Origin of the sequence: Maritalea mobilis (assembly GCF_004363175.1) — a bacterium.
Taxonomy (GTDB): domain Bacteria; phylum Pseudomonadota; class Alphaproteobacteria; order Rhizobiales; family Devosiaceae; genus Maritalea; species Maritalea mobilis.
In genome coordinates, this window is record NZ_SNYR01000003.1 from 200,252 (window position 1) to 213,708 (window position 13,457).

Genomic DNA, 13,457 nt, shown 5'->3' on the forward strand with positions numbered 1-13,457 from the left:
GCGACGGCGGCGCGTAAAAACCACAACAAAAAAGGCGGACCCAAAGCCCGCCTTCCAAAAATCAATTCCGCGAAAAAATTAGCCTTCTTTTTTCGCCAACTCAACAGAGTCCATGATCACTTTGCGGGCTTCTTCAATGCCCTTAATGCCCTCGATTTTGGCCCATTTGCCAGGCTCAAGATCTTTATAGTGCGTGAAGAAGTGCTCAACTTTTTGCACTTCAATCTCAGGCATGTCAGAAATGTCTTTCACATGCTCGTAAGATTTAGTGAGCTTAGAAATTGGCAAGGCCAACAATTTCTCGTCCATGCCACCATCATCTTCCATGATCAACACGCCGATCGGACGACATTTGATCACGGCACCTGGCATAATCGGACGTGAGTTCATCACAACAACATCCAACGGATCGCCATCACCACAAAGTGTGTTTGGCACAAAACCATAATTGCCTGGATAGCGCATCGGGGTGTGCAAGAAGCGATCAACAAAAATCGCGCCGCTATCTTTGTCAAATTCATATTTGATTGGCTCGCCGCCAACAGGCACTTCAATCACCACATTGATTTCTTCAGGTGGGTTTTTGCCCGCTCCAATTGCGTTCAAGTCCATCATGTTCTCCATCGGTCAAATTGAACAATTGCCTGCACTAATGCCTAGCCCTCGCCGTGATTGCAAGTCATAATCAGCCCCAAGCGATGCATTGACTGAATTTTGGAGGAGTTTATGGCGCAAAAACAGGTGATGAGCGTGCTGGTTTCAGCATTGGCTGGGGTGGCGCTCGGCACAAATGCAATGGCTGCAGATATTGATGTGGCCTATACCGATACGGACCTAAACAATTGCACTGTCATCAATGCAGATGACTTCGGCGCCACCTTCGCCTGCCCCGGCTGGCGCGGCATTCCGGTGATGATTGCTGAAGGCGATCTGCGCTTTTTCGTCAGTTACGGCCTTAACGCCGTGAATGAACGCGCCGCCCATCAAACCCTGCCCCAGTTCAACACAATTGGCGCAAAAATTGAGTGGCGGATCACCAACCGCACTGGCGATTGGCGCCCATACGCCACCATCCTGCGCTATTACACAGACAATGAAGGCGGCCCCGAAGGCCAAACTCTTGTTGTGACCAAAATCGAACAAGGCAACACCTGCCAAATCGCCCGCGTGGATGCCCGCAAATATAAAGACGCCAACGCAATCGCCAGCAAGTTGGCAGATGATCTAGCCTTCGATTTTGATTGCTCAAACGAACCTATCGAATATCAGCCCTAATTTGCGCAGGGCTGAATCGCAGTTCAGCCCTCCACTCGTTAACCGGCACGTAGTTCATGAGAGGCACCAATCGGCGGGGGTGCAGGGGACGGACACGCAGTGTCCGGTGGCGGCAAAAAAGAGTCTGGGTGCCGGAGCCAACTCGCCCGACCCGAGGACAAGAAAATGCAATCCGTGTCCGGTGGCGGCACAAAAAATGGCGGCGCAAAAACGCACCGCCATTCACATAAAACTCAAATCACATTTAGTGCCGGAAGTGACGCATCCCGGTAAAGACCATCGCAATGCCAGCTTCATCGGCTGCTGCAATCACTTCATCATCACGGATAGAACCGCCCGGCTGGATCACGGCAGTCGCGCCGGCTTCGATGGCTGAAAGCAAACCGTCAGCAAACGGGAAGAACGCATCTGAAGCCACAACTGACTCAGCAGTGAGCGCACCTTTGATCTTTTGTGCCTTCGCCGCATCTTTCGATTTGCGATGAGCGATACGCGCGGAATCAACCCGGCTCATTTGTCCGGCACCAATGCCCACGGTAGCGCCATCTTTGGCATAGATAATGGCGTTGGATTTAACATGCTTGGCCACAATGGCGGCAACTTTCAAATCAGCCATTTCCTTTTCGGTTGGCTGACGTTTGGTCACCACTTTCAGTTCACAATCATGCACGCTTTTATTGTCGCGCGATTGCACCAACATGCCACCGGAAACTGATTTCACCATCAAGCCATCCGCTTTCACGTCGGCCAAACCACCAGTCAGCAACAAGCGCAAATTCTTTTTCTTCTCGAAAATGGCCAAAGCCTGCGGCGTGGCAGAAGGCGCGATAATCACTTCGGTGAACACCTCAATGATTTTCTTGGCAACCTCTTCATCAATTTCTTTGTTCAGCGCCACAATGCCGCCAAAGGCCGAAACCGGGTCACACGCCAAAGCCTTGTCATAAGCTTCTGCCAAATCAGTGCCCAAGCCAACGCCACATGGGTTCGCATGTTTGATGATCGCAACAGCAGCGGTGTCTTCCGGATCAAATTCCGAAACCAACTCAAATGCCGCGTCGGTATCGTTGATATTGTTGTAAGAAAGCGCTTTGCCTTGCACCTGCTCTGCGCTAGCAACACCGCAACGCTCTGAGCCATCTTTATAAAAAGCGGCCCATTGGTGCGGGTTCTCGCCGTAGCGCATCACCTGGTCCAACTTGCCAGCAAAACTACGATAGGCCATATCGTCATTTTCCAGCACTTTGGCAAACCAGTTGGAAATCGCTGAATCATAGGCCGCAGTGCGGGCATAGGCTTTCGCCGCCAGCTTTTTGCGTGTCGCAAGATTGATGCCCTCTTCTGAGGCAATTTGCTCTAACACATTGTCATAATCTGAGGGGTCAACCACAACGGTCACAAACGCATGGTTCTTCGCAGCGGAGCGGATCATGGCCGGGCCACCAATATCGATATTCTCGATCACGGTATCATAGTCCGCGCCAGATTTTACCGTCTCAGCGAAGGGATAAAGATTGACCACCACCAAATCGATTGGCGAGATTTGGTGAATGCGCATGGCACTCTTGTGGGTCTCATTATCGCGCACGCCCAACAGGCCGCCATGCACTTTAGGGTGAAGCGTTTTCACCCGCCCATCCATCATTTCCGGAAAGCCGGTCAATTCCGCAATATCAATCACCGGAATTTGCTCATCTTCCAGCAATTTGCGTGTGCCACCAGTTGAAACCAGTTCAATGCCTTGGGCCACCAAGCCGCGGGCAAAGTCTGCAATTCCAGTTTTGTCAGATACAGAAAGTAAGGCGCGTTTCATGGTCACTTTTTCGACCCCCAGTCTTGTGCGCTTGGCCAGAACTCGCATCGCGATCAAATTTCGCAACGCGTAAAATTCGCGGTCTCGCTAGCACGGACTGGCCAATTTTGAAACCACTTTCAGCCAATTTTGCCCAAACCGGGCCGGAAATGCCCGAATTATTGACCTTCAGGCAAAAACGACCAAGCCACATCAATATGCGGCTGCACCGTACCATAAAGTACAATTTGCTGAATCGGCGCCAAGCCCGTGCGCAGATTCTGTCGCGCACTGCCCTCAATCATGGCACTTGCCCCTTCAAACAGGAACAGCCATTTCGCGCCTGAACGCAAGGTCAGCTCAATCATATTGTGCGCGTCATTAAACTCCGCCTCAACCCCAAGGCCAAGGTGGAACCGCAGCAAGAATTGGTCTGGCGCCTGATTGTGCGACAAATCACAGGTCAGCAAATCCTGCCCCACCAAAGCATCGCCTTGGTTGGGCAACACGGTCAGCACCCGTGTGTGCTTCACCCCGGTCAGCGCTTCATAGCCTTTATTATCGAAAATCAGGCTGTTTTCTTCACTGTCCAGCCGCATTGGGCCTTCGCCATTGTCGGCGATAAATTGCTGTATCAGCTTCTTGTTGGTGAAAGGCGGTGTGCCTTGATAATCCAATTCCAAGCCTGAATGCGCCGCTGGCAAGCTGAACAAATGAGCATCTTCGCCCATATCTTCATCGCCCGGGCCACAATTGCCCACAATCAAATCATTGCGGTGGGAATATTCAAAGCTCCCCGCACCCGCCATCATATAGTCGGCCATTTCCGGCGCAGGCAATTTGCCGCTATCTGCGATTAATTTTGATTCTGCGCCCAGCAAAACACCAAAGCCAGCCAGCATGCGCGATTCGCCAAACACAGATTTGGTGGCACTGCGCGCAGCCAAGGCCAAACTGTCCTCATGGGAAATTTGTCCGGTCGAATTGAAATAGGCCAAATCACCATTGCTCAAGGTTAGCCCCCCAAGCGCGTCATACATTTTGCGGGTGATCGCCAAAAAGGATTTTGCCCCTTCCGGCGAAAAGGTCGTCAAGCCTTGGCGCAGACTCACCAAGTTCAACAGCAAATCAAAATGCACTGCACCCGAACGCGTCAAATGCATGCCGAAATCGCTCAATTGGGCATAAAGCGTTTGGTTGAGATGGTCGATCATCGCGCTAACTTCACTTGTGTCGCGCCCAAGCGAGATGGCCGCGCCCAAAAGCGCCACTTCAATCAATGCGCGAATTTGTGGCTGCGTTTCAAAATTCTGGCGCACGTCAAGCGATTGAATTTGCCGCGCAAGTGAGGTCACAATCGCCTCGCGCTGGCTTTCATTCGCGCCATAAGTCAGCACATCAAAATGCTTGATCCAATTGATCACGCGCCGCGCCGTGGTCGCCCGGCTCCACACTTTAGCATCATAAGTGCCATAGCGGGTCACCCAATCCAGCGCCAACGTCATCGCAAAACGTTTTTCGCCCTCATCGCGCGCCGCATCAAAATGATAAAGCCAGGAAAAACAATGGAGTTCTTCAAGCCAACGTGAAGAAACATGCTCCATGGCGAAAGGGCTGATCCCTTGCGTATCCACATGCTTATTGCCCAGCACATAACGTCCGGCCATCATATCTTTAATGCTGAAATGATCGGCAGCACGCACTTCCACAAATTTGGAGGCCACAACGCCAATATGTCCATTGGCCCATGTCCACCGAAATAGTGGGCTGGTGACGAAACTGTCCATCACAGCCGCATATGCACGCTTCGAAATTTGCCCCGCCGCAATGACCAAATCGAAAACCCCGAACTCTTTTACTCGCCAACAGAATAGCATTTGCGAGGCCACCTATGGACCCCTTAATTGCATTTCAAACAGATTTTAGGAAAAATCGAAGTGATTATGCCACACGTTGTAAACGCGCCGCGAAAAAGCCATCCGTGCCACCTGCGCAGCCATTTGGCAGCTCAAGACACGGCAAAGCCCGCACATATCCATTCACATCGATGGGTCCAGCCCAACCGTTCAACTCATCCGCTTGCACCGGGGCAAGCTTAAAATCGCCATGCTGGTTCAAAAACTGTTCTATTTGATTCTCGCCCTCTTCGGGCTCTAAAGAACAGGTGCAATATATCAGTTGCCCACCTTTGGCCACCCTTTTCGCCGCTTCGCTCAGCATTTGCGATTGCAATGTGGCCCGTTGGGCAAAGTCTTTCTCTTTGCGGTGCCACAACACTTCCGGGTGCCGACGATAAGTGCCCGTGGCACTGCAAGGCGCATCTAGAAGCACCACGTCAAATTCGCCAACCCCATCAAGTTGGGTCGCGTCTGCCTCAAGCATTTTGGCGTGAAAATTCAAACGCTCTAGATTTTCCTGCAACCGCTTAAGGCGTTCTTTTTCAATCTCAACCGCGGTCACAAGCCCGCCCAAGTCACAAAGCTGGGCGGTTTTGCCACCCGGGGCCGCGCATAGATCCAGCACTTTTTTGCCAGCAAGCGAGCCAACAAGCCGCGCTGGCAATGTGGAACTTAAGTCCTGCACCCACCATTGCCCATCGGCATAGGCGGGCAAATCCATCACGCTGGCATCGCGTTCAGCAAGGCGATAGCTTTGCGGCAACAAAGGTGCGATCTGTGCAAATCCGCCCTCTTCTTGGCCGGGCAACACCCCGCTTTTAAACACCAAGTCCAATGGCGGCTGGTCCAAAACCATCTCGGCCATCCGCAACGCTTGGGTTTCGCCGTAACGCGCCATCCAGCGCTTAAACATCCAAGCTGGCACCAAGTCCTGCACTTTAAGCGGCCAGCTATCTGCTTGCCGCTGCACATTGCGCAAGGCCGCATTTGCCAGCTTGGCAAAGCGCGAAGCGCGCCGATCACGTTTGATGGTTTCAACCGCCAAATGCAGCGCCGCATGGGCGCCCAATTCCGGCATAAACAGCAATTGCGCAACGCCAATGCGCATAGCGGGTTCAAAAAGCCCTGCCCGTTTTGGCGTGCCTTTTTCCAGCACCTGTTCCAAAACTTTGTTGATTTGGCCATGCCGCCGCAGCGCTGTGGTCACCAGCCGATTGGCCAAAGCCCGTTCGCGGCCATCTTCAAAATCGCTCGCACCAAAAGGGATAAAGGGTGCACCGGTCAGCACCAATTGCAGGCGCTGTGCCGCCGACCGCCGAACATCTAATCCGGCGGTGTTGCTTCTTGCTGTCATATTGATTTAACCCCAAGGCCCTTTAGACGTTTTATCTGTTTCTTGATCATCCCGCGCGGTCTGTGGCACGCGCCACCCGGCTGATCGCGGCGCTTTCTTATGCGCGCGGCCCGTTTGTTGCGCTTCAATATGGCGAGAACGGGGCCAAGCTTCATTTTGAACTGTATTTTGATCCACCCGCTGAGCCTTCGCCATGTCCAACAGCGCGGCAATGCGGTTTTTCACGTCCGGGTGGGTTGAAAATAAATTGTCGCCCCGCTGCCCAATCAACGGGTTGATAATATACATATGCGCCATGCCCGGCGACCGCCGCGCATAAGGATTGGCGATTTGCTTTGCATGGGTCGCAATTTTGTCCAGCGCACGGGCCAACGCTTCCGGATTGCCGCAAATTTCAGCGCCGTCGCGGTCCGCTTCATATTCGCGCACACGGCTCACCGCCATTTGCACCAACAACGCCGCCAAGGGTGCCACAATCACCATCAAAATTGAACCGATCGGCCCAATAGGTGAGTTATTGTTTCGTGCCCCGAAAAATAATCCAAATTGCGCCAACATAGAAATAGCACCCGCCAAAGTGGCGGTGATGGTCATGGTCAGCGTATCGCGTGAACGGATATGCGCCAATTCGTGCGCCACAACAGCTTCAATCTCATCATAGTCCAACCGTTTAATCAGCCCGGTCGACACAGCAACCGCCGCATTTTCCGGGTTACGCCCTGTGGCAAAAGCGTTGGGTTGGTCGCTTTGGATCAGATAGATTTGCGGCGCAGGAATCCCTGCATTTTCAGATAGTCTACCCACCATCTCATATAGATCAGGCGATTGGTTATAGCTGATGGCTTGCGCATTTTGCATCCGCAGCACAATTTTGTCGGAGTTCCAGAAAGAAAACAAATTCATCATCAACGCGATCATCAGCGCCAACATCAAGCCGCCGGTGCCGCCAATAACGAAACCAATCGCCATAAACAGCCCGGTTAAAACCGCCAGCAAAAATGTGGTTCTGATTGCGTTCAGCATCTGAATTTCCTTTCCGCCTCTAAATGGGCATCCCGCTCAAATCTGGCAAGGGCAAAACGCAGAAAATTTGCATCTCCATAATGTCCATCCTATTGTGCCAAAACTGCGGCGCAGACGAAAAGGCTCCCTGCCCATGTCCGACATGTCCGACACTCCAAACGAAAGTGCTTCAAACAGCTGCATGGCCCATCAATTGGTGGATGGCCATGTTATTGACCCGCAAACCGCGCGAGATGTGGGCCATTTCCGCAAAGCACTGCGCCAGGAATTATATGCCAAACGCAAAGCGGTGCCATTGGTTCAACGCCAAAACACTTCAGCCGCATTGGCCGAAATGCTCAACACCCATATTGGCGACCCGCGCGACAAAATCATCGCAGCCTATTGGCCAATTCGCGGCGAACCTGATTTACGAAACTGGATGGCGGAAATGCATGTGAAAGGGGCCATCTTGGCACTGCCCACCATGCCCGCCAAACATCAGCCTTTAGAGTTTCATCGCTGGACGCCAGAAAGCGAAATGAAGATGGGTCACTTCCACATTCCGATTCCACAAGTGGCAGACCCGCTTGATCCTGATCTGGTGATCGTGCCGCTTTTGGGTGTCGATCAGGACCAATATCGTCTAGGCAATGGCGGCGGTTATTATGATCGCACATTGGCACGCCGGCCCAACGCCCAAACCATTGGCATCGGCGCACAATTTTGCCAGATCAAAACCATCTTCCCCCAAGCTTGGGATATTCGCCTCAACACAATTTTACTGGCCCCATAAAGGGTTCTGATTGACCCTATGTCAGGCCATTTGCTAAACAATGCGCAAATTAAGGATTGCCGATAATGGATAAAAAACCAGATCCCAAAATTGCAGAGCAAGCGCTGGCCGAAGCGCAAGCCCGTCGCGCTGAAATTGATGAAAAACAAAAGCAAGCGCCCAAAGAGATCAACGGCAAAAAAGGCCCCGATCCTGCACGCTATGGCGATTGGGAAAATAAAGGCATTGCCTCAGATTTCTGATTCTTTTGCCTCTGCACGTGCATTTTTGTGTGCGTCATAAGCCGCCAATGCATCTTGGCGCGATTTCTTCAAATCTACCATCGGCTCGGGATATTTGGTCCCGTCCAACCCATATTTTTCGCGCATCTCTTTCGGCGCCTCCCAAGGGGCGAAGAGATAGCTTTTGGGCACATCGCGTAATTCCGCCACATGGGTGCGGATATACTCCCCTTCCGGGTCAAATTTCTCGCCCTGCAACACGGGGTTAAACACTCTGAAATAGGGCGCGGCATCTGCGCCAGTGCCCGCCACCCATTGCCATGAAGCGCTGTTGCTGGCCAAATCTGCATCAAACAAAGTGTCCTCAAACCACGCCAGCCCGTCGCGCCAATCCTGTCGCAAATTCTTAGTGAGGTAAGAGGCAACAATCATGCGCACGCGATTGTGCATATAGCCCGTGGTCCAAAGTTCCCGCATACCCGCATCAACAATTGGAATACCGGTTTTCCCCTGTTGCCAGCGCTTCACACGCAGCTCATCTTTCGCCCAGGTAAAACCTTCAAACTGCGGCTGAAAATTCTCCTTCGGCAAGGTTGGAAAATGATAGAGCAGATAATATGAAAATTCACGCCAGCCCAGCTCAGAGCGAAAATGCTCCACATTGCGATCTTGGCTATAATGGTCCAGCGCTGCCCATAATTGATGGGGCGAAATCTGGCCAAAATGCAAATAGGGGGACAAGCGCGAAACAAATGGCTTGCCCGGCAAATCGCGCCCTTCTTTATAATTAAACAGCCCGTTTTCAGCAAAATCATCCCAGCGGGCACGCGCACCCGCCTCGCTAATGTCCCACCCTTCAACAATCGATTTGCCCCAATCCCGTGTGGGCAGCAGGTTCAACTCATCCAAGGAAGCAGCACCATCGATCTTGCCTTCATAGGCATTGATTTGCTGAGGGGCCTTAAGCGGTGCACGCGGCGGTTCAGCGTTCAAACACCCTTTTTTGTAAAAAGGCGTGAAAACTTTATAAGGGCCGCCATCCTTTTTTTCGATGGTCCATGGTTCAAACAATAAGCTACCATTATGGCTATGCGCTTCAACATCGTCATCGGCGAACCATTGCTTGAGTGCCTTATCGCGCGCTATCGCCTCCGGCTCATACATCCGGTTCCAATGCACGGCCACAAGCTCAAATTCAGCCTTTAGCTGCTCAAAAACCGCCCGCGGCGTGCCTTTAAAAAGCACCAGACTTTCATTCAAATCCTTATGGAGTGCCGCCAAACTATTATGCAGCCAAACATTGGAGGCGCCGCCTTGTTGCGGCTGCCCATCTTGGCCCTGATCATCAATAAAGATTGGCAAAACAGGCACACCATGGTCCAACGCCACGCAAAGAGCGGGGTTATCCGCCAGCCGCAAATCCCGCCGAAACCAACAAATTGCGATTTTTTGCTTACGACCAGTCAAAATAAACCCTCATGCATCTGTTCATAGAACAAACGCATGAGGGCATCATTTAGATCAGAAGTTTGATCGGTTTTTTAAGCCGTTAGGCAACTTGACTGGCCACCACACGCGGGGCGCTCATTTCATCTTGCGACACTTCAACTTCAACCACATCGCCACTGTCGGTTTTAAACCGCTTCACAACCCGATCCAGGTCGCTGGCGCGGCCTTCGGTTTGCTCAATCGCTGCGTTGGTTTCTTCCACCAAGGCCGCATTATGTTGGGTGGTTTCGTCCATTTCCCGCACAGAAGCATGCAAAGTTTCAATCTTGTCTGCCTGCACCCGGCTATCGCGCGCAAAGCCCTGTACCAAGGTGGAGAAATTGGAGACGGCATCAACAATCTCATCCAATGATTGGCCAGCCCGCGCCACCAAACCAGTGCCGCTATCCACTTCTGACGTACTCTTTTCAATCAGCTCTTTCACTTCGTTAGAAGCTTCAGCGGCTGATTGCGCCAAGCGCCGCACTTCCACGGCAACAACTGCAAAGCCTTTGCCCGCTTCACCAGCCCGCGCCGCTTCAACCGAAGCATTCAACGCCAACAAGTTGGTTTGGAACGCAATATTGTCGATCATCTCAATCACAGTCGAAATCTGTTTTGAGCTTTCATTGATCCGGGTCATTGCCGCATTGGCTTCACGCATCACATCGCCACCGCGCTGCGCAATCTCTTGCGCCCGTTGTGAACCTTCATGGCCCTCTTGCGCCCGCTGTGCATTCTGCTCCACCATTTCGGCAATCTCTTGCATCGCAGCAGAAGTGTGCTCAAGCGTTGCCGCCTGCCGCATGGTCCGTTCAGCCAAATCGTCTGAACCAGACAAAATCTCGCCAGTGGCTGATTTCAACGCGCCAGATGTGGTGCGCAAACCGCCAATAATATTGGTCAATTCTTCCGCCACCTTATTGGTGTCATCGCGCAACCGGGCAAATGCACCGTGATAATCACCATGCACCCGCTTAGACAAATCTGCCTGCGCCAAGTGTGACAAAACTTCACCGGTATCAGAAATGCCGCGATCAATGGTCGACATCAGCATATTGATGTTTTGGCCCAATTGATTAAGGCCCTCATCGCCGAAATCTGCTTCCACGCGCTTGCTCAAATCGCCCATCACAGCAGCGTCAACAACATCACCAATTTCTTTGCGCAGATTTTCCAGCATGGCGGCAAAACCACCCATACGGTCAATCCCAGCATTCACACCGGCCACCGCATGCGCATAGGAGCCCAACATGCCTTCTTCGCGAATTTTGCGATAATAGCGCCCTTCACTGGCCGCTTGCATCGCCAAATAACTTTCCCGCACAAAGGCATCGGCAACGTCAATCATGTCGTTAAACGTGTCTTTCACGTCGCTACATTCGCCCTGTGCCCCTGGCGCCACCAAGCGCACATCAAAGTCACCCTGACGCAAGCTTTCACCTGTGGTTTTCAACCGACGGATAAAACCGCGCAAACACAAAAACTGCCGCACAAGATAAAGACTGGTCAAAAAGGGCAGCACGCTGCTCGCGGCAATATAAACCAATGGTGCATCGAACACGGCCAGACCAAAGGCCAGCAGCGAAGTTGCGGCCAAAATGGCCCCCGCAATCGCGACCTTATAAAGTGAATACGAATTCATCATAATCCATGCCCTTTTCAGCCAAAAGCTCATCCAATTTTGCAGACGAAGCGGCTAGACCTTCTTTTCTATTCTTGTAGCTTTTCTCAACATCCAGAAGAATTTCATAGATCGCGCTGATCTGCTCAATCGCTTCCGTGCGGGCATGCCGCCGATTGGAATGAAATGAGGTCACTTCACCATGTTGGTTTCGGCTAGGTGTAACATGGGCAAAAACCCAATAATGATTGCCATTTTTGGTGCCGTTCACCACATAGGCAAACACTTCACGCCCGGCGAGCAATCGCTCCCACAGCAATTTGAACACACATCGAGGCATCGCTTTTGAGCGAATTGTGCTGTGGGGCTTGCCCAACAGTTCACGTTCGTCATATTCCGCCAAATCAAGAAAAACTCGATTGGCGTATTGGATATGGCCCTTTAGATTTGTTTTAGAAACAACGATCCGATCAGGATCAAATGGGCGCTGTACACCTTCAACAGCAAGCATAAAGACCTCAAATAGTACAGTAAACTACGACTTTTAAGTAAGGGTTCTACCCCATACGATCATTATTTAAATAACTTGCTTAAAATTGAATGAATCAAATTCAATTTTTAGTCAATTAACAAGATGATCGAATTAGTTACGCCAAAAGTCTATAGATTAGGGAAATGGTTACACACAACCGTAGGTTTTAACTTGTTGGTTACAAGGGCAACATTTAACAAAGCATTAAAAAACCGCCACGTGATAACCACATGGCGGTAAGCTCTTAATATCAGTAAATAATTTGTTGAGATTGCAACTAAGATTAGGCCAGCAGACCCAAAATAACGCCCTGAACAATCACAACTCCTAGTAGATAGCCACCGTCAATAATCGTCAGGCTGACCTTTTGTCCCTGATAGGCGTGGTTAAGCACCATTGAGGTCAAAATAAAACCAAACCACATATGTGCACCCACCATCACAGCATCCCAAAGCTGTATATCCGTGGCGCTACTGTCCATAATGGCGCGGGTAAGCAGCAAGATAAAATAGGCCATAATCAATTGGCACACAGCGGCGATAACAAATGGCATCGGAGATGATTTGCCTTCCGGCATCAACTCTTCTCTGGTTTTACCCAGCGCATTCATCCATTGAGTGCCCAAGCTGGTGTACCAGCCCATGCCCAGCACCATGCTGCCCACTGCGGCCAACAAAACCGCAAGCCAATTAACATCTACAAAATGGTTCATCTTTTTATCCTCCCCGAAAAGATGAGATGGACGACTTGTTCGCCCACAATAATTATGGCTTTACGCCACCCAATTTGCAAATAATTTCCCATTCTTTCTCAGTAACGGGCTGAACAGAAAGCCGCGAATTGTTGACCAATACCATATCTTGAAGTTCTGGATGCTGCTTTACATCTTCAAGTGTAATTGGTGTTTTAAGGCTTTCTACCGCTTCAATATCCACGCATTCCCAGCGCGGATCATCGGTTTTACTGTCAGGGTGCGCTTCCGCCGCCACCCGAACAATGCCCACAATGCGCTTTTCATTTACGGAGTGATAAAAGAAGCCTTTGTCGCCCACCTTCATTTCACGCATATTGTTACGCGCCTGATAATTGCGCACGCCATCCCATTCTTCGGGGGCGCCTTTATTCAATTGATCTTCCCAACCCCAAGTATTGGGCTCGCTTTTAAACAACCAGTAAGCCATTACTTCTTCTCCTCAGGTGGGTTGATTGCCCATGCCCATTCCGTCACGCCAACAGATTCGAAAACCCCTTGGGTCACATATGGATCTGCTTCCGCATAAGTGCGCGCCGCGGTCATGGACGGCACATCGATGATGATCAAGCTGCCCGTCGGGTTGCCATTGTCATCCAAATAGGGCCCAGCCAATTTCAAATTGTCGCCCAGCTCTTGCCAATAAGCCAAATGTGCGGGCCGAGTCTCTTTGCGCTTTTCTAACGCGTCTGGGCGATCTCGCCCTGAAATCACAAAATACATC

General features: G+C 51.3%; 14 protein-coding genes. 3 read left to right on the forward strand and 11 right to left on the reverse strand.

Annotated features, from left to right (window positions below; genetic code table 11):
• Window positions 1–78: 78 nt before the first annotated feature.
• Entirely contained in the window at window positions 79–612 is a 534-nt protein-coding gene (gene ppa / locus ATL17_RS13600) for an inorganic diphosphatase (protein WP_133573843.1), read from the reverse strand.
• Between the two features lie 114 nt (window positions 613–726).
• Between ppa and ATL17_RS13605 the strand changes: the two genes are divergently transcribed.
• Window positions 727–1,275 carry a hypothetical protein gene (locus tag ATL17_RS13605; RefSeq protein WP_208111212.1) on the forward strand — a complete coding sequence of 183 codons (549 nt, stop codon included), beginning with the start codon at window positions 727–729 and terminating at the stop codon, window positions 1,273–1,275.
• A gap of 244 nt (window positions 1,276–1,519) precedes the next feature.
• On the opposite strand, the gene purH is transcribed toward ATL17_RS13605, so the two are convergent.
• The 4 genes from purH to htpX all read right to left on the reverse strand — a co-directional run bounded on the left by purH (window position 1,520) and on the right by htpX (window position 7,342).
• Window positions 1,520–3,136 carry a bifunctional phosphoribosylaminoimidazolecarboxamide formyltransferase/IMP cyclohydrolase gene (purH, locus tag ATL17_RS13610; protein WP_133573371.1) on the reverse strand — a complete coding sequence of 539 codons (1,617 nt, stop codon included), beginning with the start codon at window positions 3,134–3,136 and terminating at the stop codon, window positions 1,520–1,522.
• A gap of 110 nt (window positions 3,137–3,246) precedes the next feature.
• Entirely contained in the window at window positions 3,247–4,944 is a 1,698-nt protein-coding gene (locus ATL17_RS13615) for a heparinase II/III family protein (protein ID WP_166639045.1), read from the reverse strand.
• 64 nt (window positions 4,945–5,008) lie between these two features.
• Window positions 5,009–6,319, reverse strand: a complete 1,311-nt coding sequence (locus ATL17_RS13620) for an RsmB/NOP family class I SAM-dependent RNA methyltransferase (RefSeq protein WP_133573373.1) — start codon at window positions 6,317–6,319, stop codon at window positions 5,009–5,011.
• A gap of 6 nt (window positions 6,320–6,325) precedes the next feature.
• Window positions 6,326–7,342 carry a zinc metalloprotease HtpX gene (htpX, locus tag ATL17_RS13625; protein ID WP_425462429.1) on the reverse strand — a complete coding sequence of 339 codons (1,017 nt, stop codon included), beginning with the start codon at window positions 7,340–7,342 and terminating at the stop codon, window positions 6,326–6,328.
• A gap of 133 nt (window positions 7,343–7,475) precedes the next feature.
• On the opposite strand from htpX, the gene ATL17_RS13630 reads away from it, so the two are divergent.
• Window positions 7,476–8,117 carry a 5-formyltetrahydrofolate cyclo-ligase gene (locus ATL17_RS13630; RefSeq protein ID WP_208111213.1) on the forward strand — a complete coding sequence of 214 codons (642 nt, stop codon included), beginning with the start codon at window positions 7,476–7,478 and terminating at the stop codon, window positions 8,115–8,117.
• Between the two features lie 65 nt (window positions 8,118–8,182).
• Window positions 8,183–8,359, forward strand: coding sequence for a DUF1674 domain-containing protein (locus tag ATL17_RS13635; protein ID WP_133573374.1), 177 nt, complete (start codon window positions 8,183–8,185; stop codon window positions 8,357–8,359).
• Here the strand turns inward: ATL17_RS13635 and ATL17_RS13640 are convergent.
• The 6 genes from ATL17_RS13640 to ATL17_RS13665 form a co-directional block, all read right to left on the reverse strand.
• Window positions 8,348–9,805 carry a cryptochrome/photolyase family protein gene (locus ATL17_RS13640; RefSeq protein WP_208111214.1) on the reverse strand — a complete coding sequence of 486 codons (1,458 nt, stop codon included), beginning with the start codon at window positions 9,803–9,805 and terminating at the stop codon, window positions 8,348–8,350. The genes ATL17_RS13635 and ATL17_RS13640 overlap by 12 nt on opposite strands.
• Before the next feature lie 82 nt (window positions 9,806–9,887).
• Window positions 9,888–11,474: a methyl-accepting chemotaxis protein gene (locus ATL17_RS13645; protein WP_166639046.1), complete on the reverse strand. Its 1,587-nt coding sequence runs from the start codon at window positions 11,472–11,474 to the stop codon at window positions 9,888–9,890.
• Window positions 11,449–11,961, reverse strand: a complete 513-nt coding sequence (locus ATL17_RS13650) for a PAS domain-containing protein (RefSeq protein ID WP_133573376.1) — start codon at window positions 11,959–11,961, stop codon at window positions 11,449–11,451. The genes ATL17_RS13645 and ATL17_RS13650 overlap by 26 nt, the downstream gene beginning before the upstream one ends.
• A gap of 304 nt (window positions 11,962–12,265) precedes the next feature.
• A complete protein-coding gene (locus ATL17_RS13655; protein WP_133573377.1) occupies window positions 12,266–12,694 on the reverse strand; it encodes a DUF1761 domain-containing protein in 429 nt (142 codons plus the stop codon).
• Window positions 12,695–12,746: 52 nt separating this feature from the next.
• A complete protein-coding gene (locus ATL17_RS13660; protein ID WP_133573378.1) occupies window positions 12,747–13,163 on the reverse strand; it encodes an EVE domain-containing protein in 417 nt (138 codons plus the stop codon).
• The gene (locus ATL17_RS13665; protein WP_133573379.1) at window positions 13,163–13,456 is read right to left on the reverse strand and encodes a YciI family protein; all 294 of its coding nucleotides are present in this window, start codon (window positions 13,454–13,456) and stop codon (window positions 13,163–13,165) included. Before ATL17_RS13665 ends, ATL17_RS13660 begins: the two co-directional genes overlap by 1 nt.
• Between the last annotated feature and the right edge of the window lies 1 nt (window position 13,457).

What these genes read in the sequence shown, in the direction of transcription:
- ppa (WP_133573843.1), bottom strand. Translation starts at nt 612, where the DNA reads ATGGACTTGAACGCAATTGGAGCGGGCAAAAACCCACCTGAAGAAATC.
- ATL17_RS13605 (WP_208111212.1), top strand. Translation starts at nt 727, where the DNA reads ATGGCGCAAAAACAGGTGATGAGCGTGCTGGTTTCAGCATTGGCTGGG.
- purH (WP_133573371.1), bottom strand. Translation starts at nt 3,136, where the DNA reads ATGCGAGTTCTGGCCAAGCGCACAAGACTGGGGGTCGAAAAAGTGACC.
- ATL17_RS13615 (WP_166639045.1), bottom strand. Translation starts at nt 4,944, where the DNA reads ATGCTATTCTGTTGGCGAGTAAAAGAGTTCGGGGTTTTCGATTTGGTC.
- ATL17_RS13620 (WP_133573373.1), bottom strand. Translation starts at nt 6,319, where the DNA reads ATGACAGCAAGAAGCAACACCGCCGGATTAGATGTTCGGCGGTCGGCG.
- htpX (WP_425462429.1), bottom strand. Translation starts at nt 7,342, where the DNA reads ATGCTGAACGCAATCAGAACCACATTTTTGCTGGCGGTTTTAACCGGG.
- ATL17_RS13630 (WP_208111213.1), top strand. Translation starts at nt 7,476, where the DNA reads ATGTCCGACATGTCCGACACTCCAAACGAAAGTGCTTCAAACAGCTGC.
- ATL17_RS13635 (WP_133573374.1), top strand. Translation starts at nt 8,183, where the DNA reads ATGGATAAAAAACCAGATCCCAAAATTGCAGAGCAAGCGCTGGCCGAA.
- ATL17_RS13645 (WP_166639046.1), bottom strand. Translation starts at nt 11,474, where the DNA reads ATGATGAATTCGTATTCACTTTATAAGGTCGCGATTGCGGGGGCCATT.
- ATL17_RS13650 (WP_133573376.1), bottom strand. Translation starts at nt 11,961, where the DNA reads ATGCTTGCTGTTGAAGGTGTACAGCGCCCATTTGATCCTGATCGGATC.
- ATL17_RS13655 (WP_133573377.1), bottom strand. Translation starts at nt 12,694, where the DNA reads ATGAACCATTTTGTAGATGTTAATTGGCTTGCGGTTTTGTTGGCCGCA.
- ATL17_RS13660 (WP_133573378.1), bottom strand. Translation starts at nt 13,163, where the DNA reads ATGGCTTACTGGTTGTTTAAAAGCGAGCCCAATACTTGGGGTTGGGAA.
- ATL17_RS13665 (WP_133573379.1), bottom strand. Translation starts at nt 13,456, where the DNA reads ATGTATTTTGTGATTTCAGGGCGAGATCGCCCAGACGCGTTAGAAAAG.